Annotated in this window: 19 protein-coding genes; 5 read left to right on the top strand and 14 right to left on the bottom strand. The window is 71.6% G+C overall.

Annotation, left to right across the window (positions count from 1 at the left end; all coding sequences use genetic code 11):
* Positions 1–184: 184 nt before the first annotated feature.
* The gene (locus ACH34T_RS19045; RefSeq protein WP_395993494.1) at positions 185–862 is read right to left on the bottom strand and encodes a hypothetical protein; all 678 of its coding nucleotides are present in this window, start codon (positions 860–862) and stop codon (positions 185–187) included.
* 134 nt (positions 863–996) lie between these two features.
* Here ACH34T_RS19045 and ACH34T_RS19040 point away from each other — a divergent pair, with 134 nt between their 5' ends.
* Together ACH34T_RS19040 and ACH34T_RS19035 are read left to right on the top strand one after the other, a co-directional pair.
* The gene (locus ACH34T_RS19040; RefSeq protein WP_395993493.1) at positions 997–1,509 is read left to right on the top strand and encodes a GNAT family N-acetyltransferase; all 513 of its coding nucleotides are present in this window, start codon (positions 997–999) and stop codon (positions 1,507–1,509) included.
* Positions 1,510–1,574: 65 nt separating this feature from the next.
* Complete coding sequence (locus tag ACH34T_RS19035; RefSeq protein ID WP_395993492.1) at positions 1,575–1,928, top strand: hypothetical protein; 354 nt, start codon at positions 1,575–1,577, stop codon at positions 1,926–1,928.
* Positions 1,929–1,967: 39 nt separating this feature from the next.
* Here ACH34T_RS19035 and ACH34T_RS19030 read toward each other — a convergent pair whose 3' ends face one another.
* From ACH34T_RS19030 to ACH34T_RS19020, 3 genes are all read right to left on the bottom strand, one after another.
* A complete protein-coding gene (locus ACH34T_RS19030) occupies positions 1,968–2,855 on the bottom strand; it encodes a phosphotransferase family protein (RefSeq protein ID WP_395993567.1) in 888 nt (295 codons plus the stop codon).
* Positions 2,856–3,229: 374 nt separating this feature from the next.
* Entirely contained in the window at positions 3,230–3,799 is a 570-nt protein-coding gene (locus ACH34T_RS19025) for a TetR/AcrR family transcriptional regulator (protein ID WP_395993491.1), read from the bottom strand.
* On the bottom strand, positions 3,789–5,357 hold the full coding sequence (locus ACH34T_RS19020) for an MFS transporter (protein ID WP_395993490.1): 1,569 nt from the start codon (positions 5,355–5,357) through the stop codon (positions 3,789–3,791). The genes ACH34T_RS19025 and ACH34T_RS19020 overlap by 11 nt, the downstream gene beginning before the upstream one ends.
* 100 nt (positions 5,358–5,457) lie before the next feature.
* Here ACH34T_RS19020 and ACH34T_RS19015 point away from each other — a divergent pair, with 100 nt between their 5' ends.
* Both ACH34T_RS19015 and ACH34T_RS19010 read left to right on the top strand, forming a co-directional pair.
* Positions 5,458–5,961: a RidA family protein gene (locus ACH34T_RS19015; protein ID WP_395993489.1), complete on the top strand. Its 504-nt coding sequence runs from the start codon at positions 5,458–5,460 to the stop codon at positions 5,959–5,961.
* A gap of 31 nt (positions 5,962–5,992) precedes the next feature.
* A complete protein-coding gene (locus ACH34T_RS19010) occupies positions 5,993–9,577 on the top strand; it encodes an AfsR/SARP family transcriptional regulator (RefSeq protein ID WP_395993488.1) in 3,585 nt (1,194 codons plus the stop codon).
* Between the two features lie 5 nt (positions 9,578–9,582).
* Here ACH34T_RS19010 and ACH34T_RS19005 read toward each other — a convergent pair whose 3' ends face one another.
* The 4 genes from ACH34T_RS19005 to sepF all read right to left on the bottom strand — a co-directional run bounded on the left by ACH34T_RS19005 (position 9,583) and on the right by sepF (position 12,167).
* A complete protein-coding gene (locus ACH34T_RS19005; RefSeq protein WP_395993487.1) occupies positions 9,583–10,404 on the bottom strand; it encodes an ABC transporter permease in 822 nt (273 codons plus the stop codon).
* Entirely contained in the window at positions 10,401–11,357 is a 957-nt protein-coding gene (locus ACH34T_RS19000; RefSeq protein WP_395993486.1) for an ATP-binding cassette domain-containing protein, read from the bottom strand. Before ACH34T_RS19000 ends, ACH34T_RS19005 begins: the two co-directional genes overlap by 4 nt.
* Before the next feature lie 161 nt (positions 11,358–11,518).
* The gene (locus ACH34T_RS18995) at positions 11,519–11,806 is read right to left on the bottom strand and encodes a hypothetical protein (RefSeq protein WP_395993485.1); all 288 of its coding nucleotides are present in this window, start codon (positions 11,804–11,806) and stop codon (positions 11,519–11,521) included.
* A 154-nt stretch (positions 11,807–11,960) separates the two neighbouring features.
* On the bottom strand, positions 11,961–12,167 hold the full coding sequence (gene sepF, locus ACH34T_RS18990; protein ID WP_395993484.1) for a cell division protein SepF: 207 nt from the start codon (positions 12,165–12,167) through the stop codon (positions 11,961–11,963).
* Positions 12,168–12,331: 164 nt separating this feature from the next.
* Between sepF and ACH34T_RS18985 the strand changes: the two genes are divergently transcribed.
* Positions 12,332–12,808 (top strand): ATP-binding protein, encoded by a 477-nt coding sequence (locus ACH34T_RS18985; protein ID WP_395993483.1) that lies wholly within the window; start codon positions 12,332–12,334, stop codon positions 12,806–12,808.
* 68 nt (positions 12,809–12,876) lie between these two features.
* Here ACH34T_RS18985 and ACH34T_RS18980 read toward each other — a convergent pair whose 3' ends face one another.
* The 6 genes from ACH34T_RS18980 to ACH34T_RS18955 form a co-directional block, all read right to left on the bottom strand.
* Positions 12,877–13,581, bottom strand: a complete 705-nt coding sequence (locus tag ACH34T_RS18980; protein WP_395993482.1) for a choice-of-anchor P family protein — start codon at positions 13,579–13,581, stop codon at positions 12,877–12,879.
* 84 nt (positions 13,582–13,665) lie between these two features.
* On the bottom strand, positions 13,666–14,589 hold the full coding sequence (locus ACH34T_RS18975) for a L,D-transpeptidase (RefSeq protein WP_395993481.1): 924 nt from the start codon (positions 14,587–14,589) through the stop codon (positions 13,666–13,668).
* A 152-nt stretch (positions 14,590–14,741) separates the two neighbouring features.
* A complete protein-coding gene (locus tag ACH34T_RS18970) occupies positions 14,742–15,215 on the bottom strand; it encodes a MarR family winged helix-turn-helix transcriptional regulator (protein WP_395993480.1) in 474 nt (157 codons plus the stop codon).
* A 230-nt stretch (positions 15,216–15,445) separates the two neighbouring features.
* Positions 15,446–15,883, bottom strand: coding sequence for a response regulator (locus tag ACH34T_RS18965; protein WP_395993479.1), 438 nt, complete (start codon positions 15,881–15,883; stop codon positions 15,446–15,448).
* On the bottom strand, positions 15,880–17,649 hold the full coding sequence (locus ACH34T_RS18960; protein WP_395993478.1) for an ATP-binding protein: 1,770 nt from the start codon (positions 17,647–17,649) through the stop codon (positions 15,880–15,882). The genes ACH34T_RS18965 and ACH34T_RS18960 overlap by 4 nt, the downstream gene beginning before the upstream one ends.
* Positions 17,649–18,848: a PP2C family protein-serine/threonine phosphatase gene (locus ACH34T_RS18955; RefSeq protein ID WP_395993477.1), complete on the bottom strand. Its 1,200-nt coding sequence runs from the start codon at positions 18,846–18,848 to the stop codon at positions 17,649–17,651. Before ACH34T_RS18955 ends, ACH34T_RS18960 begins: the two co-directional genes overlap by 1 nt.
* Between the last annotated feature and the right edge of the window lie 36 nt (positions 18,849–18,884).

Below are 18,884 nucleotides of genomic sequence, written 5' to 3'. Positions count from 1 at the left end.
TCGCAACGGAATATTCAGCATCGTGGCCCCGCCTCACGACCGATTGTGACCACAGGCTAACCCAAAGCATTACGGGCCAAGGCGACAAGGGGAATTACTGGAAGGCGACCAGCTTCGCCTCCTCGATTCTCAGGACCTGATCAGGCGGGCTCGCAGCCCCTTGTTCGGGGTGTGGGCGGCGCGCTCACTTCGGTGCGAGGTAGCCGATGGTGACGAGCGTTTCGGTCAGGGAGTCGAGGTCGGTTCGCGGGTTGATGCGCTGGACGAGGTCGGCGGTCAGCGGTCGGTGCTCGAAGATCTCTCCGACGGCGGCGAGGTCGAGGGACACCTCGAAGTATTCGGCGGCGTAGGCACGGTAGGCCTCGGGAGAGCCCTCGGTCAGGAGGCGGAACATCCAATCCGATCCGTCCGTGCCCTCCTCCTGGGGTGGGAATTCGACGTCGCCGGTTCGCCAGGACAGGTCGTCATGCAGGCGCCACAGGCAGACGGTGGCGGCCAGGAACGGCTCCTCATCCCCGTGATGGCAGAAGGCCGGTTCGGTGGCCTGGGCGGCGAACTGCTCCGGAATCGACTCGACCAGGCCGGGCCAGAGCGCGTAGTCGTCATCGGCGTACGGGCTCATGATGGACTCGTGGTCGAACCCGCGGATGAAGGCGCCGGAGTCGGTGAAGACGATCGAGTACTCGTCGCCGCTGCCGTTGTCCATCGAGGCGAGTTCCTGGTTCTCGGCCCAGCCGCTGTCGAAAGTGTAAGTGGCGTAGCCGTCCGGGCTCAGGATCGCGTCCAGCACGGCGAAGGATTGGCTCAACGCCCGGACGGTCGCGATGGAGGGAAGACGCTCAGCGAGCTCAACTGCGGTCATGCCCGTATTCAAGCGGCTCCCACCGACGAACGGCCGCCGACTGATGAAGACCGCGATGTGCGCCATTGCGCTCCAGGCGCCGCTATGTGTGGTTGTTTGGAGACCGATGGTGGAGCTACTGCGGGAGGACGACGGTGATCGACTTGCGGATTCGTCCTCCGAAAGCCGGTGATGGCGCGGGGGCCGCGGTGGCGTGGTGTGACTTCGCCGAGTTCTACCAGGAGCTCGCCCCGGACTCGTTCCAGTCGCCCCGCCGCGATGGCCTCGAAGCCTGGCTTGAAGACAAATTGCTGACCGGCGATGATGACGCGTTCGTCCGCGTGGCCGATCTCGGCGGAGAAGCGGTCGGCTTCGTCGCCGCGAGATTCATGCCGCCGCACGAGGACGCTGAACGCCTGCTGGTCAGGGAACTCGCGCTGACCCGGGTGTTCGTCAACGCGCTCGCCGTCCAGCGCGACCATTGGCGCTCTGGAGCGGGGACGGAACTGATGGCGGCGGTAGAGCAGTGGGCCCGCGCACGTGATGCGCACCTGGTCACCTTGGACACTTACGCCGCCAGCCCGGTGTCCGTTCCGTTCTACGAGCACCGTATGGGATACCGGCGGCATGGCATCGTCTTCGCCAAATGGCTCCGCCAGCTCAACTAAGGCGCCATCTCATTCGCGGGCGACCTGCCTTACGATACGGGCACGTCTCGCTGCGGAGGGAAGTCATGGGCTACCAGGAACGACGGGTCGAACTGATCGCCAAGCGGGCCGCACCGCACCTGGAGCCGGGCGAGCAGATCCAGACGGGATTCATCGCGCTGACCGGTTGGTTGATCTTCACCGTCCCGGCGGCGACGGTCGTGGCGACCGACCGCGCGATCCTGGTCGTGGGCCGCGACGGCGCACAACGCCTCCCCCGCGACCGCCGTTTCGGCAAGCCGACCGGGATGTACTACAAGATCGAGCTCGACCGCACGTACAAGGTGCACCGGCAGTTCTACCCGGAACTCACAGCCGCCGACGAGGCCCTACGCGAAATGCAGAACCGCGGCGACCTACCGAAGCCCGACCAGCACTGAACCCGGCGCGCACCCGGACCTCACCGACGCAGGTCACTGTCATACGAGCAGCGCTTCGAGCTCCGGAAGTCGGTTGAACAGGTCGGGCAGGCCGCGCACCCCGTTGTGCACGGACTCGTGCGACAGCGCGAGGTCAGGGCCGGTGCTCGCCTCGACACCGGCCAGGCACCGCAGGATGTTCCACCTCGTGTGCCCCAGCCAGCCGCCGATCATGAACACGAACCAGCTTGGACCTGACGGCGGCAGCGCTCCGCCCCCCGCGACATAGCCGTCGAGAACCGAGCGGAAGATGGCGGGTTCGATGTCGTCGAAGCCAGGTCCCTTCGCGAGGCTCAGCGCGGTCGAGCCGAGCTCACAGGACAGGTCGAGCATCCCCGAGAGCTCCCAGTCGAGCACCACCGGCCGACCATCTCGGGCCAGCAGGTTCCACGGCTGGATGTCCCTGTGGGTCAGCACGACGGGGCCTGGCCGTTCGCAGGTGTCGACGAAGTGGGCAATCGCGAGGAACGTCTCGACGTGAGAGGCGAGTTCGTCGGCCCACGGCTGTCCGGTCGACGCCGCCCGCTCGGCTAGCTCGGGCCAGTCCCGTGACGTCGGGTCCTCGATCGACACATGGGTCCACGCGACGTCGAGCGCGTGGATGCGCGCGAGTATCTCACCGATCTCGAACGCGAACGCCGCCGACACCGGCGCTTCGGGCACCTTCTCTCCCTCGACCCACCGGTGAACAAGCGTGCGGTGGCCGGCCGAGATCGGCTCTGGCATCGGAATGCCGGCAGCGAAGGCCGCCCGCTCGAACCTGAACACGTCCTCGACGCGATAGGCCCAGCGGCGGTCGACGAGGTTCAACTCCTTCACCGCGAACGACCCCTGGTCGGTGTCGAGCCGGTACATCCGGTTGGCGAACCCGCCGTGGACGCGGTTCATCGGCCCGATCGGCACGCCGAGATGCGAAAGGTTCACCCACGCACCCTAGGAGCCGGCAGTTCACCGATGGGGCTCGCTGCGCTCGATGAACGTCCGGGTGGAGCGTCAGTATCTGCGGTGGCGTGCCTGTCTGGGGCGCGGTACGGCCATTTACTATCTCGACTTGCTCGACGGGGCGGTCGTGTCCAAGGGGTATCGGGCCGTGAAGCTGTATCAGGCTGATGAGTTTCCGACGCGTCCGCCGGTGTTTGGGTCTTCGCGTTCAGTCCGGACAGTCACGTCAAGGTGGTGGTGAGCGTCCGCGCTACGCCGGGGAGTACCTGGGGGTACTACAAGCACCGGATGTTCCCGTCCACGTGGTGGGTGTCGGGGTGTTATTGGCGGGTTCTTGGCAAGGCCTTGCTTAGGACGGCGCGTATGCGGGTTGGGTCGGCTTCCTTGTCGTCGAGGAGGAGCGCTGTGCAGAGTCCGTCGGAGAGGGCGACGAAGGCTTCGATGGCGTCCGGGTCGTCGGTCTGGGTGCGGGCTAGGTCCGCGACGTTGTCGCGCCAGCGGCGAGCGACCGGGCGTAGGGCGGGACGGCGGGCAGCCAGTGTCGACAGTTCGCGTTCGGCGAGTGCGCGTTCGCGGCCCGGTCCGGCGGACTCGGCGATGAGGTGGGTGAGCCCGTCGATCGGGTCGGCCTGTGTGTCGATGAGTTCGCGGATGCGCTGGGTGTAGGCCTCGGTGACGCTGGTCAGGGCCGCGAGCAAGAGGTCGTCGAGTGTGGCGAAGTAGTAGACGGTGAGGCTGGTGGTGATACCGGCCTCCTTGGCGACGGTCCGGTGTGTGACGCCTGAGGCGCCGTCGCGGCGGACGATCGCGAGCGTCGCATCGATGATCTGGGCTCGGCGGCGTTGGCCGCGCAGCCTGCGTCCGTCCGCGGTGTCCTGCTCAGCCGTCACCGTTCCACCTGTCGTCGCCGCTTACGGAGGCTGAGGGTAGCGGTTCGAGTTCGGGGGCGGTCTGGCCGAGGGGACGCAGGTGTCGCAGTGTGGCGAAGCAGGCGAGTGTGGCGGCCGCGACGGCGATGCCTGCCGCGATGGCGGCGGTGTTGAGCCCGTGGGTGAAGGCGGTTTGTGCGTTGAGCAGGGCTCCGGGTGGTAGCTCGTCCATGACGGACCAGGCTCCGGAGAGGCTGTCGCCGTATGCGTCGGCTGCGGATTTCGTCAGTCCGGACGGGACCTCGATCGTTGACCGGTAGGTCGCCGCGGTGAGGCTGCCGAGGAGCGCCACGCCCATTGCGATGCCGAGTTCCTGGACGGTCTCCGACAGCGCGGCGGCCGATCCGGACTTCGTTGGCGGTGCTGTGCCCACGACGATGTCGGTGCCGAGGGCGGCTGTCACGCCGAGCCCGAGGTACGCGAACCCGAATCCGGCGACGATTGTCTGTTTGGCGTCGGTTCCTGCCAGGGCGAGCAGGGCGTATCCGGTGAGGGAAATCGTCAGGGCGGTGGCCATGACCACGCCGGGGGACATGCGGCTGGCCAGCAGGGGCGCGCCGATCGCGCCGACGAGCATGGCCAGGGCGGGCGGCCCCATCCACAGGCCGGCGATTGTGGGTGTGAGGCCGTCCACAAGCTGTAGGTATTGGGTGACCAGGTACATGACCCCGCCGAACCCGGCGAGGCCGATCAGCAGGATGGTCAGGGCGGAGGCGAAGGCGCGGTTGGTGGTGAGGAGCCGGATGTCCAGGAGTGGTTCCTTCAGGCGCAGTTGGCGCCGGACGAAGGCGATCGCTGAGACGGCGCCGATCGGGGCGGCGACGTACGCCTGGACGTCGAGGCCGTGGGAAGCGAGGTGTTTGATCGCGTAGATGGTCGGCAGTAGTGCCGTCAGGGACAGCCCGACGCTGAGCAGGTCGAGCCGTCCGCCATGGGTTCGGGACTCCGGGAGGAGCACGGGTGCATTGACCAGGACTAGCACGGCGACCGGGACGGCGATGAGGAACACCGCCCCCCACCAGAAGGCGGCGACCAGGGCGCCGCCCACGACCGGGCCCGCGGCCATGCCCAGGGCGAACATCGTGGCCCACACGCCGATCGCCAGGGCGCGTTGCCTGGCGTCGGCGAACAGGGTGCTGATCAGCGACAGCGTCGAGGGCATCAGCGTCGCCCCGGCCACCCCGAGCAGCGCCCGGGCCGCGATCAGCCAGAGGGCGCCGGGGGCGAACGCGGCGACGACCGAGGCGGCGGCGAACGCGGCCATCCCGATCATGAGGAGGCGGCGGCGGCCGAGGCGGTCGCCCAGCGTGCCCATCGTGATCAGGGAACCGGCGATGAGGAAGCCGTAGGCGTCCATGATCCACAGCGTCTCGGTCGCGGTCGGGTCCAGGTCGGCGGCCAGGCTCGGGACGACCAGGTAGAGCGCCGTCACATCGAGGCCGAGCAGCATGGTCGGCAGCGCCAGCAGGGCGAGGCCGCTCCACTCTCGCCATCCGGCGCGTACGGGTCGTCCCGCCATCATCGGCATCCCCCTGGGATATTAGTTGAACCATCGTACTATTTGTACCATGGTTCAAGATGTGCCTTGGCGTGCGGTGATGGGGGTGAAGATTGTTCGCATGACGAGTGGTGAGACGGAAACGCCAGAACAGGCCCTTGCGCGGCTCGGGTTGAGCGAGGTGCGGCCGCCCGATCCCATCGGACGGTTCGTGTACGGCGTGCGGGCCCGTGACTTCTTCTACGTGTCCGGGACATACGGGACGGCCAAGGACGAGGACGGGAACGACCATCTGCCCATCAGCGGGAAGCTCGGCCGGGATCTCGATGTGGAGCAGGGGTACGCGTCCGCGCGGCTGGTCGCGATCAACCTGCTGGCCATGGCGCGGGCCGAGCTCGGCAGCCTGGACGTCGTCGAACGTCCGGTCCGGTTGGCGGGGCACGTCAACTCCACGCCGGAGTTCGCGCAGGCGCCCGCCGTGCTGAACGGGGCGTCCGACCTGCTCATCGACGTCTTCGGCGAGGAGCGCGGGACGCATGCGCGCATCGCGCTCTACCAGTCCGATCTGCCTGGGCAGGCGCCGCTCGCGGCCGAGCTGACCTTGCTGCTGCGCGAGGATGTCTGACGGTTTGAAGGCGCATGGCAGAGTTTGAGGGGTGCGGGTTGGGATTCTTGGTCCGCTGGCGGTGACGGACCAGGGGAAGGACGTCGCGGTCGGCGGCGCGCGGCTACGGGTGCTGCTGATCCGGTTGGCGCTGGAGGCCGGGCGGACGGTCACCGTCGAGTCGCTCGTCGACGCGCTGTGGCCGGACGGCGGGCCCGCGGATCGGGTGCACGCGTTGCAGGCTCTCGTTTCGCGGCTGCGGCGCGTCCTGCCTGCCGGACGGCTGCGGTCGGTGCCCGGCGGATACGTCCTGGACGTCGACGCTGTGGATGCTCCCGAGTTCGAGCGGTTGGCGCGCGAAGGCGGCAAGGCGCTTCGGGGAGGGGACGCGAAGCTCGCCGCCGAACGGCTGAGCGCGGCGCTTGCGCTGTGGCGGGGCGACGCGCTCGCGGACGCCGCGGGCCTCCCGTTCGCCGAGGCCGCGGCGATGCGGCTGGCGACGCTCCGCCTCGCCGCGACCGAGGACCGAATAGCCGCCGAACTCGCCACACGCGTCGCCCCGACCCCGGGCGTCGCCCCGACCCCGGGCGTCGATCTGGCCGTGGGTGTCGGCCCGGCCGTGGGTGTCGACCCCGCCCCGGGCGTCGACACGGCTTCGGGCGTCGAGGCGGCTTCGGGCGTCGCCCCGACCCCGGGTGTCGACACGGCCCCGGGCGTCGTCCCGGCCCCGGGCGTCGATCTGGCCGTGGGTGTCGGCCCGGCCGTGGGTGTCGGCCCCGCCCCGGGCGTCGAGGCGGCTTCGGGCGTCGACGCGGTTTCGGGTGTCGACACAGCCACGGGTGTCGCTCCGGCTTCGGGTGTCGAACTGGCCATGGGTGTCGGTTCGGTCATGGGGGTCGACGCGGCGGGGCTGGTGGCGGAGCTGGAAGAGCTGGCGGCGCGGCACCCGTTGCGGGAGCGGTTGCGCGCCCTGCTGGTCGAGGCCCTGCATCGGGCGGGGCGCTCGGCGGAGGCGCTCGCGGTGTTCGAGGAATTCCGGGGGCGACTTGCCGAGGAACTGGGCGCTGATCCGGGGCAGGAATTGCAAGAGGCTTACTTGGCCGTCCTGCGGGACGTTCCGCCTGGGGCGCGCGGGGGCGCGCGCGGCAATCTGAAGGTGCCGCCGACCAGCTTCGTCGGACGCGAGACGGAACGCGCCTGGGTCGCGCGGCGGCTCTGGGAAGGACGGCTCGTCACGCTGGTCGGGCCCGGCGGTTCCGGGAAGACGCGGCTGGCGACGACGGTTGGCGCGGAGCTGTCCGGGCGGTTCCCGGGCGGGGTGTGGCTGGTGGAGCTGGCGGCGGTCGGCGACCCCGACGAGGTCCCGCGCGCGGCGGCGGACGCGCTCGGGCTCCGGGACGGGACGAGCCGCCTGGTCGAGGCGCTGTCCGCGGACGAGACGCTGATCGTCCTGGACAACTGCGAACACGTCGTCGAGGCCGCCGCCCGCCTCGTGGACGATCTCCTCGGGACATGCCCCAGCCTGCGCGTCCTCGCGACCAGCCGGGAACGCCTGGGGGTGGACGGTGAGGCGCTGTGCCCGGTGCCGCCGCTCGACGTCCCCGAACCGGGAGCGGGCGCGGACGCGATGGGGTCGTCGGCGGTCGAGCTGTTCGCCGAGCGGGCCGCCGCCGTCCGGCCCGGGTTCACGGTGCGCGGCGGCGACGCCGGGGTGGTACGCGGCGGTGACGCGAGGGTCGTGGGCGGCGGTGACGTTGGGGTGGTGCGCGGCGGTGACGTCGGGGTGGTGCGCGGTGCTGACGTCGGGGTCGTGGGTGGCGGTGACGCCGAGGTGGTCGGGGAGATCTGCCGCCGCCTGGACGGGCTGCCGCTGGCGATCGAGCTGGCCGCGGCGCGGCTGCGCTCGATGTCGCTGGAGCAGCTCGCCGCCCGCCTGGACGACCGGTTCCGCGTCCTGACCGGCGGGAACAGGACCGCCCTGACCCGGCACCGGACGCTGCGCGCCGTCGTCGCCTGGAGCTGGGACCTCCTGGACGACGCCGAACGCCGGTTCGCCGAACACCTGTCGGTGTTCCCCGGCACGATCACGCCGGAGACCGCGTCCCTTGTGGCGGGCACGCCCGAGGCGCTCGATGTTCTTGACTCGCTCGCCGATCGGTCGTTGCTCCAGGTCGTGGAGGGCGCCGAGCCGCGGTTCCGCATGCTGGAGACCATCCGCGAGTACGGGCGGGAGCGGCTGGCGGAGGCCGGCGAGCTCGACCGGGTCCGGGACGCGCACGTCGCGTGCTTCCTCGACCTGGCGGAACGGGCCGAGCCGCACCTTCGCGGTCCCGGGCAGCTGGAGTGGTTCTTCCGGCTGGCGGCCGAGCGCGAGAACCTCGTCGCCGCCCTGCATCACGCCGTCGACGCGGGAGACGGCGGATCGGCCGTCCGGCTGGGGGCGGCGCTGGCCACGTTCTGGATGATCCTCGGCGACCACGCCGAGGCCGCCCGCAGGCTGCGGCTCGCGCTGGAGGCGCCGCGCCGGGAGCGGCGGCCCGTCCCAGCCGACGCCGAAGCGGTCGCGCTGGGCGGGTACCTGTTCAACACCGTCATGGCCGGGGGCGACGCCCGCGACGACCCGTTCATCGGCGCCACGGCCCGGGAAGGCGTCACGGCCCGGGAATCGGCGCATCCGCTGGCCGCGATGATCGAGCCCGCCATCGCGCTGCTCACCGACGACACGGCGCGGGGCGTGGCGGCCATCGACCGCCGCCTGCCCGAACGCGACCCGTGGGCGAGAGCGGCCCTGCACCTGATGCGGGCGATGCTCAACGGCAACGGCGGCGAGATGGACGCGGCCCACCGCGACATCGCCGTCGCCGTGGCCGGGTTCCGCGAGGCGGGAGAACGGGTCGGGCTGTCGCTCGCGCTCGTGTTCCTGGCCGACGCGCAGACCGTCGCGGGAGAGTTCGACGACGCCATCGCCGGGCTGGAGGAGTCGATCGAGCTGCTCAGCGGGCTGGACCAGGGCGGCAACACCGGCATGCAGCGCGTGATGCTCGCCGTGGCCCGTGCCCGTTCGGGCGACGTCCGGCGGGCGCGCGACGAGCTGACCGCGATGATCGCCCCGGGGGCGGGGACGCAGGCCAGGTATCTGGTGTCCGTCCGGCTGGCGCTTGGCGATCTCGCGCGGCACGCGGGCGACGTGGACGAGGCGCGCGAGCACTACGCCGCCGCTGGGCGGGAGCTGGGGCGCGTCCCGTCCTATCCGCAGTACGGGTCGCTGCACGAGACGGGGATGGCGCATCTCGCCATCGGGAACGACGAGCCGGACGCGGCGCGCGCGCATCTGCGCAAGGCGCTGGCCCTGGCCGTCGACGGGCCGGACATGCCGATCGCCGCCGTCGCCGGAATCGCGATCGCCCGGCTCCGGGCCGCCGCCGATCCGGAGGCCGCGGCGGAGGTGCTCGGCGGCTCGTCCGTCCTGCGCGGGGCGCCCGACGCGTTCAATCCGGACGTCGTCCTCGTGACCCGCCGACTGCGCCGGGAGCTGGGCGAGCGCGCCTTCCGCGCCGCCTACGACCGCGGCGGACGCCTCGACGTGTCCGGCGCCCTCGCCCTGCTCCAAGCTCAAGCTCACCTCCGCCCCCGATAGGACGGTCAGCTTCGGCGGCGGTAGACGTGGGCGGCCAGTGGGCCGAACACGGCGAGGAATCCGGCCGACCACAGCAGCGTCCTGATCGCCGCGTCGGCGACCGGGCCGCCGAGCAGCAGGCCGCGCGCGGCGTCCACCGCGTCGCTGACCGGGTTGACCTTCACCCACGCCTGCAACCAGCCGGGCAGCGTGTCCGCCGGGACGACCATGTCCGTGCCGAACGCCAGCGGGAAGATCCCGAGGAAGGCCACCGACTGCACCACCGCAACCTCCCGGATCAGCACGCCGATCAGGACGTTGATCCAGCTCAGCGAGAACCCCAGCGCGGTCGCGAGGCCGACGGCGGCGAGCGCCGACGGCAGGTCCGTCTGGACGCGGAACCCCAGCAGGTAACCGGTCGCGAAGAGCACGACGGCCGCGACGACGTACCGGATCACATCGCCCAGCACGAGCCCGGCGAGCGGCGCGGACCGTCCGATCGGGAGGCTGCGGAACCGGTCGAACACGCCCTTCTTGATGTCGGTGTTGATGCTGAGCCCGGTGGCCAGCATCCCGGTGAGCAGCATCGTCATGACCAGCACGCCCGGGAAGACGTACTGCAGGTATTCGCGTGTGGACCCGGAGACCGCGCCGCCGAACAGGTACACGAACAGCAGCAGGAAGATGATCGGCATGAACAGCGCGTCCAGGAGAACGCCGGGGTTGCGCCTGGTCTTCGTCAGGCTGCGTCCGGCGAGCAGGAGGCTGTGCCGCGCCAGGCCGTAGGGGCGCTTCGATCGTGCGTGGGCGGCCTGGACGGTGCCCGTCTCCATCGCGGTGTCCGTCATGCTGCCGCCTCCTCGGTGTGGTGGCCGGTGAGGGTGAAGAACACCTCGTCCAGGCTGGGCAGGCGCAGCGACAGCTCGGTGACGCCGATCCCGGCGGCCTCCAGGCGGCGGACGGCCTCCGCGAACGCCCGCTCCCCGTCGTCGCCGGTGACCGGCACGGAGATCACGTCGCGGCGGGGCGATTCGGCGTCACGGCCCGAGACCGCGTTGAGGATCGCCGCGGCCTCGATGAGCCGTCCCGGGTCGCGGGGCCGCACGGTGATCGTCTGGCCGCCCGCGATCCGCTTCAGCTCGGCGGGCGTGCCGGACGCGATCACGGTCCCGTGGTCGATGACGGTGATCTCGTCGGCGAGCGCGTCGGCCTCCTCCAGGTACTGCGTGGTCAGCAGGACGGTGCCGCCGCTGTCCGTCATCGAGCGGATCAGCCGCCACGCCTCCTCCCGCTTGCCCGGGTCGAGGCCCGTCGTCGGCTCGTCCAGGAAGATCACGGCGGGCCGTCCGATCATGCTGGCGGCGAGGTCGAGGCGGCGCCGCATCCCGCCCGAGTACGTCGACACGCGGCGTTCGGCGGCGTCGGTCAGCTCGAACCGGTCCAGCAGGTCGGCGGCGCGCGCCCGCGCCTCCGCCTTGCGCAGGTCGAGGAGCCGCCCGATGAGGACGAGGTTCTCCCGCGCGGTGAGGTCCTCGTCGACCGAGGCGTACTGGCCGGTGAGGCCGATCAGCTCCCGCACCCGGGCCGCGTCGCGGACGACGTCCAGCCCGCACACCTCCGCCCGGCCCGCGTCGGGCCGCAGCAGCGTCGCGAGGATTCGTACCGCCGTCGTCTTTCCTGCGCCGTTCGGCCCCAGGACGCCGAGGACCGTGCCCGGACGCGCGGCCAGCTCCACACCGTCAAGCGCGGTCGTCCTACCGAACCGTTTGACCAGGCCGTCGGCCTGAAACGCGTAGCTCATGTCCCCGAGGCTGCCGCGCGCCGCTCACAAACCGCTCACACGCGGAATCCGTCGGCTCAAGGCGTGAGGGCGGGGCAGGGCGTGAAGTCGGGGCAGGGCGTGAGGGCGGGGTCGGGGTGTGAGGGCGGGGTCGGGGTGTGAGGGCGGCTCGGGGCGATCGGTCAGCTGAGGTCGAACTTGACCTTCTCGCCCTCCACGGACGTGACCTCGATCTTCACGCCGCCGACCTGGGCGCTCTCGCCCACCGCGATCGTCGCCGGCGCCGAGCCTCCGGCGGACACCGTCATCCCCTGGTCGGTGATCGCGGAGACCGTGACGTTCATCTCGTTGATCTCGATGGTCTGCCCGGCGCCGGACACGGTCACGTGGCACTGGCCGTTCTTGCAGGAGTACGAATTGCTCTGGCAGCCGCTGACCAGCAGCGCACCGCCGAGCACAAGGCCGGCCACAACCGGAACCGAACGGAACACTGGTCCTCCTCTGGCGAACACCATGTCGGAGGAATAGATGCACAAAGCCCGCGTCGGGTTCCCGCCCCGGGCGCCGCCGAATTCAGGGGCGGCGTGGCCGGGCGGTGGCCTGGAACGTCAGGGCTGGAGAACGTCAGGGCTGGAGGAGGAAGAGTCTGCGGTCGACGCGGTCCATGGCGCCGCCGCGGCCGAAGACCAGGCCGGTCGCGAAATCGACCATCTGCTTGGCCTCGGCGTCCGGGACGTCCGACAGGTCCATGAGGACGGGCACGCCCTTGCGGAAGAAGTGCCCGACGTACAGGACCTCGTTGTAGCTCTGGGGGCGCAGTGACTTGACCACCGCCCCAGTCTGCCCGTCCGGCGGGCCGGGTCAAGTGGCCGAGGGCACGTGGAATTCCCGCCGAATGGCGTCGGCGCCGCCGGTCGCCGGGGTTTTCCGGTGACTGGAGTTTCTCTTGCCGATCAACGGGAATTCTGGCTGCTAGAGGAACGGAGGCGATTGGCATGGAGGTCGTTCTCGAAATGACCCTGCCGAGGAACGCCGAGAGCGCTCCGCTGGTGCGGCACACGCTCGACGCCTCGCTCCGCGGGCTCGGGGTCGCTTCCGAGATCCGTGCCGATATCGCGCTCGCCCTGGGTGAGGCGTGCGCGAACGTCATCCAGCACGCCGCGAACGGAATGGAGTACGAGGTCCGTGCGCGGATGGACGGGACGAGATGCGTCGTCGAGGTCATCGACGGGGGCGCGGCGGACGCGTCCGACACGGCCGAACCCGGCCCGGAATCCGGCCTGGAAACCGCGCCGGGCATCGGCTCGGAAGGCGGGTGCGGCGCCGGCTGGGAGGACGTCCAGGTGCCGCCGCTCGCGGAGCACGGACGCGGCCTCCAGCTGATGCGGGCGTTCACGGAGGAATTGCGGATCGCCGAGCGCGTTCACCGCGACGGCGCGGTCGTGCATTTCGAGAAATCGCTGGCGAGCTGACCGCGACGACGGCCCGGAGGGCGTTCACCCCTCCGGACCGTCGCCTGGGCCGTCGTGCTGGACGGATGTCAGCCGGTGACGGGGAGGTCGTGCTTCACCGGGGTCGGGGCGGGCGCCTCGCCCGGGTCGTCGCTCGCGGCGCGGCCGCACGTGGCGGACGCGATCCGGACCGTCGACGCCTTCCCGGGAAGGGGCAGCCGGAGCTCCATCGCGGTGACCGCGAGCCGGCCGTCGGCCATGCGCTGCTGCTTGTTGAGGGTCAGCGAGGCACGTCCGACGCCCTCCACGTCGACCGGGACGGTGGTGTTCGGCGGCGGCGACGCGTCCAGCTCCCTGCCCGCGATGTTGGCGCGGGTCAGGTGGGCGGAGCCCCGGCCCGCCTCGCACCGGGCGGACACGGCGCTCGCCAGCAGCCGCGCGGACGGGACGGCGAGCCGCGCGACCGTCGAGTGGGCGCGGGCGCGGGAGGCGCTGACGTCCAGGGCGGACGCGTTGACCAGCTTGGTGTGGTCCTCGCGCGCCAGGCTCCTGCTGACCGTTCCGGCGGCGGACGAGACGGACGGCACCGGCGGGACGGCGAGCGGCCCGTCCACCGTCAGCCCGTACGCGGACCCCTCGGGGCCGCGCGTGGCGGCCGTCGCCGGGGCCGTCGCCAAGGCCGGGGCCGTCGCCAAGGCCGGGGCCGCGGCCAAGGCCGGGGCCGTGGTGGCGACGAGGCCGGTGACCAGCAGGCCGGCGGCGGTGAGCCGTCCGGCGGCATGGCTGTGACGCATGGGTGTTCTCCGATTCTTGAGATCTGGGAAGGGTCCGGCCGCCGTGTCTCGGGGCGGCCGGTTCGAGCGGGGAATGTGGGCGGCTCAGGCGGTGATGATCACCAGGGAGCCGAGCGGGACGCGCGACAGGGCCCGGAGCGCGTCCTTCGGCACCCGGACGCAGCCGTGCGTGACGGCCTTGCCGAACACGGACGTGTCGGGCCAGCCGTGCAGGGCGACGGTCCCGGGACCGCCGCCGAAGGTGTCGAGGGTCGCTGAGTGGGCGCCGAGCGGGAGGACGAGGGGGCTCGGCGTCTTCTTCGCCGGGGCGAGCGTGGCCATGAGGAACGTCCGGCCTTGAGGTGTCGGGGTCTTGGGGCCGCCGGTCGCGACCGTCCACTGCCCGGCCTTGCGCGCCGATTTGAGCAGCGTGAGGCGGCGCTTCGCGAGGTCGATCCGGACGGTGTAGGGCGTGTACGCGGCGCGCAGCCCGTCGCCGGAGATCCAGCCGCTCGACCGGTTCGGCTTGGACGGCAGCAGCACGCGCCGCCACGCGCCGGAGCTCTCCACCACGGGCACCCAGGTGGGGCCGCCGAGCTGCCTGGCGGGGAGCGTGGCGACGGGCCGTCCGCCGGGACGGTCGAAGATCGGGGTCGCGCTGTCCGGGTGCAGGACCAGGCCGCCGCGCCCGCCGCCGGGTGTGCCGTCGCCGGGCATGCCGTCGCCGCCGGGCGTGCCGTCGCTGCTGGGCCCGGGGTCCTTGGGTGCGCCGGAGACGGTGGTGAACGTGGTCGCTTCGGGGATCTTGGACGCTCGGGCGGTGCCGCGCGCCGCGCTCCCGTCCGTGGGCGCGTTCCCGCTCCCGGTGGACGCCGCGCCGAGCGCCGAGCCGCCCGAGCCGCCACCGCAGCCGCCGCCGAGTAGCAGCAGCACGCCGAAGGCCGTGGCCGCCGGGATCACGCGCCCGGCGGCCGAGCCGGACCGGCGGTGCCGGCGCCGGGAATGCCGCGACGCATTTTGAATCGCCATGAGCCGGGATGTTACTGATGCTTGGAGGGGGCGTATCGAGAATGGCGAAAACCCAGCCGGAGGCCGCCCATTAAAATGGCCTTATTCTCCGAATTTCTGGAAGCTCGGTGCAGGCGCGGCTTGTACGGAAAAGGCGGATATCCAAGGGCGTCTCAGGCGGGCATGGAGAAGGAGCCGCCCGCGGAGCCCGGCTTGGAGGCCGCCTCGTGGAACTCGGTGAGCCCCCACAGCAGCGCGGCCCGCGCGGGCGCCGGCATCGAGGACAGCACGCGGGTGAGCTCCTCGCGCCGGTGCCGCCGCAGCCGGTCGAGCAGCGCCTCGCCGTCCGCGCTCAGCCGCACCGTGACCTCGCGGCGGTCCCGCCCGTGGTCGCGCGCCAGCAGCCCGGACGCCTCCAGCCGGTCGCACAGCCGGCTCGCCGACGACACCAGCGCGCCCAGCTCACCGGCCAGGTTGCTGACGTTGACCGGCCCGCGTTCCAGCACGAACAGCGCGCGAAGCTGCGTGGACGGAACCGGTACGTCCGGCGCGTTATGGGCGCGGGACCAGACGTCCATCAGAGCGAACGCCGCGTCGTCGAGCGCGGCCGCGGATTCCGCGGCTCCCTCACCCGACGTCCCCATCATGACTCCCACTGTTACACACGACGTCGCCGACGGCATCCCGGACCGGCACGCCCCCCGGCCCGCCACCGCCGCCGCACCCGCTTGACGCTCTCCGCCGCACCCGGCTGATGCAAGCCGCCGCATCTGGTTGATGCCCGCGGGCGGAATTCGATGGGAACTGCTGCGCGCGGCCGTCCTGCGACGCCACCGAACGCCATTTCGCGGGGCCGCTTGAACACGCGTACTCGGGGCTAGCGAGGGAGCTTGACGACCGTTACGAAGAAATCATCGATTCGGCGGACAACGGAGATGAATTGGTCGAAGTCGACCGGCTTGGTGACGTAGGCGTTGGCGTGCAGGTGGTAGCTGCGCAGGATGTCCTCCTCCGCCTCCGACGTCGTCAGCACGACGACGGGGATGGCCCGCAGGTCGGCGTCCGCCTTGATCTCGCCGAGCACCTCGCGGCCGTCCTTGCGCGGCAGGTTCAGGTCGAGCAGGACCAGGTCGGGACGCGGGACGTCCGCGTACTCGCCCTCCTGGCGCAGGAACGCCATCGCCTGCTCGCCGTCGTTGACGACGTGCAGCGTGTTGTTGACCTTGTTGTGCTCCAGCGCCTCGACGGTCAGCAGGACGTCGCCGGGATCGTCCTCCACGAGCAAAACCTCGATGGGGTGGGGGGCTTCGTTCATGGGGTGTCCCTCGTCGTTGTCGCGTCCGTGAACGGTGCGGGGATGCCCGCCCGGTTCCGGGTCGGCAGCGTCCATTGGAAGGTGGTGCCAACACCGGTGGTGCCGCCGGTGTCGCTGGTGGAGCCGGTGGAGCCGGTGGAGGCGGTGGAGGCGGTGGCGAGCCAGATGCGGCCGCCGTGGTACTCGACGATCTTCTTGCAGAGGGCCAGGCCGATGCCCGTGCCGGTGTACTCGTCGCGCGGATGCAGCCGCTGGAAGATCAGGAAGATCCGGTCGGCGTGGCGGGGCTCGATCCCGATGCCGTTGTCGGCGCAGCGGAACTCCCACTCGTCCCCGGCCCGGCGGGCGTCGACGGTGATGCGGGGCGGTTCGTCCGCGCGGCGGAACTTGATGGCGTTTCCGACGAGGTTCTGGAAGAGCTGGACGAGCTGGGTCCGGTCGCCGGGCACGCTCGGCAGGTCGCCGACGTCCACCTGGGCGCCCGTCTCCTCGCGCAGCGCCGCCAGGTTGTCCAGCGCCTGCCGGGCGGCGTCGTTGAGGTCGACGGAGTCCGCCAGCTCGGCGAGCCGCCCGACCCTGGAGAAGCTCAGCAGGTCGTTGATCAGGGACTGCATGCGTTTGGCGCCGTCGACGGCGAACTCGATGTACTGGCGTCCGCGGTCGTCGAGCCGGTCCCCGTACCGGCGTTCGAGCATCTGGCAGAAGCTCGCGACCTTGCGCAGCGGCTCCTGGAGGTCGTGGCTCGCCACGTAGGCGAACTGCTCCAGCTCCGCATTGGACCGGCGCAGTTCCTCCGCCTGCTCGTCCAGCCGTCGGGTCTGCTCGACGGTGGCCAGCCACTCCTCGATGATCCGGTCGCGCATCGCGTCGATGATCACGGCGAGCTCGTTGATCTCGGACGGTCCAGGTACGTCCAGCGGATGCTCGAAGTCGCCCTGCGCCACGGCGCGGACGCGTCCGGTCAGGGTCGACACGGGCGTCAGCACGGTCCGCCGGATCAGCACGGCGAGCGCGAGCGCGGCCAGCACGACCAGGGCGAGCGCGGCGGCCGTCGACCACGTCGCCGTCCGCGCGCGGGACCGCAGCGTGTCGGCGGCCCGGTCGTGCAGGCCGGTGAGGCCCGTCTGCAACGGGGTCATGTCGCCGCGCGCCTGGTTGAGCAGCCGCCGCGCCTCCCGGCTCGCCTCGGGCTGGAGGCCCTCGCCGCCGGGCCCGGCCGCCACGCGGTCGGCGAAGGACGTCCGCCAGCCGCGGGTGTCGGCGGTGGCCCTGTCCAGGAGGCGCAGGACGTTCTCGCTGCCGGACACTCCGTCCAGCAGGCGGCGCATCCGTGCCGCGGACGCCGCCTCCTGCCCGACCGCGGCGCGGTACTCGGCGAGCCGGTCCGGCCCGCCGTCCAGGGCGTACTCGCGGATGGCAGCATCCTGCGCGCCGACCGCCGCCGAGAGGCGGAACTGCTCCAGCGCCGCCGGGTCGACCTGGTCGATCAGCACGTCCCGCGCCCGGGCGTTCTCGTACTGCGCCAACCCGGTCTGCGCGAACGCGATCAGGAGGAGCAGCCCGAGGACGATCGAGCCGATCCGGTAGATCTGGACGAGCCTGATCCGGCTCATCCCGTGCGCTTCGGGGATGTCCGCCGCCGGCAGCACGACGGCGGGCCCGGAAGCCCGGCGAGGCGGGCCCGGCACCGCCGACCCTTCTCGTCCCGGCTCGGGGCGGTCGGGGTCGGGGTCGGGGCGGTCGAGGTCGGGGTCGGCGGGAGACATCAGCCGTCGCCCCGGCTCAGCAGCAGGACGGCCAGGTCGTCGGACAGGACGTCCCCGTTCAGCCGTTCCGCCTCCGCGATGAGCCCGTCGACCAGCACTCCGCCGCGCTGCCCGTCGCCGTGCGCGGCCGTGGCCAGCTCCATCAGGCCGGACAGGTCGAGGTGCTCGCCGTTGCCGCCCGCGAAGCCCTCGATGAGACCGTCGGTGTAGAGCAGCAGACTCCACGAGTCGCCGAGTTCGAGGTCGACGGCGGGCCAGGCTGTGCCGGGGATCAGCCCGAGCGCGGGGCCGCGCGGCTCGTCCGGGACGGCCTCCACGCCGCCCGGGCCGAAGAACAGCGGGCGCGGATGCCCGGCCCGGTACAGCCGCGCGGTGCGCCGGTCGGGTCGGATCGTCAGCATGCACACGGTGGTGAAGATCTCCTCGCTCCACCGCTCGTGTTGCAGGACGGCGTCGAGCGTGTCCAGGAGCCGTTCCCCAGTGTGCCCGGCCAAAACGAGCGTGCGCCAGGCCATGCGGAGCCGCACCCCGAGAGACGCCTCGTCCGCGCCGTGGCCGCTGACGTCGCCGATCACGACGTGCACCGCGCCGTCGGCGGTCTCGACGGTGTCGTGGAAGTCGCCGCCGAGCAGGGCGCGGTAGCGTCCTGGCCGGTACCGGGTGTGGTGCCGCAACGTCGTGTCGGTGAGGATCGGGACGGGCAGCAGCCCGCGCTCAAGCCGCGCGTTCTCCCTGCTCAGCGCACGTGCCTCGACGAGCTGCCGCTCCGACTCGTCGGCGCGCTTGCGCTCGATCGCGTAGCTGATCGCGCGGGTGAGGAGCGCGCCGTCCACGTCCTGTTTGACGAGGTAGTCCTGCGCGCCCGCGGCGACGGCCTCCACCCCGACGTGCGCGTCGGCGAGCCCGGTCAGCACGAGGACGGCGGTGGCCGGGGCGTGGCCGCGGACCTGGCGCAGCGCGTCCAGGCCCTGCGCGTCCGGGAGCGTGAGGTCGACGATGACGCACTGGATCTCGGGCCGCAGCGCGTCGAGCGCCTCGGCGAGCGTGGTCGCGACCGTGATCCGCACGCCGGGCTGCGCCTCGGTGAGCAGTTCCTCGAACAGGAAGGCGTCGCCCGGGTCGTCCTCGACGAGGAGAAGATGCGGGGAGCCGGCCACGCCGAGGAGCCGTTCGGCGCCGCGACTGTGCATCGCGGACATCTCTCAGCTCCCTTGGGGAGTCGTCGCTTGCAGTCG

The sequence above is a fragment of the Actinomadura sp. 9N215 genome (assembly GCF_044326345.1).
Taxonomy (GTDB): domain Bacteria; phylum Actinomycetota; class Actinomycetes; order Streptosporangiales; family Streptosporangiaceae; genus Spirillospora.
Note: the sequence above shows the minus strand (reverse complement) of the source record. Positions and strands in the feature narration are given on the sequence as shown.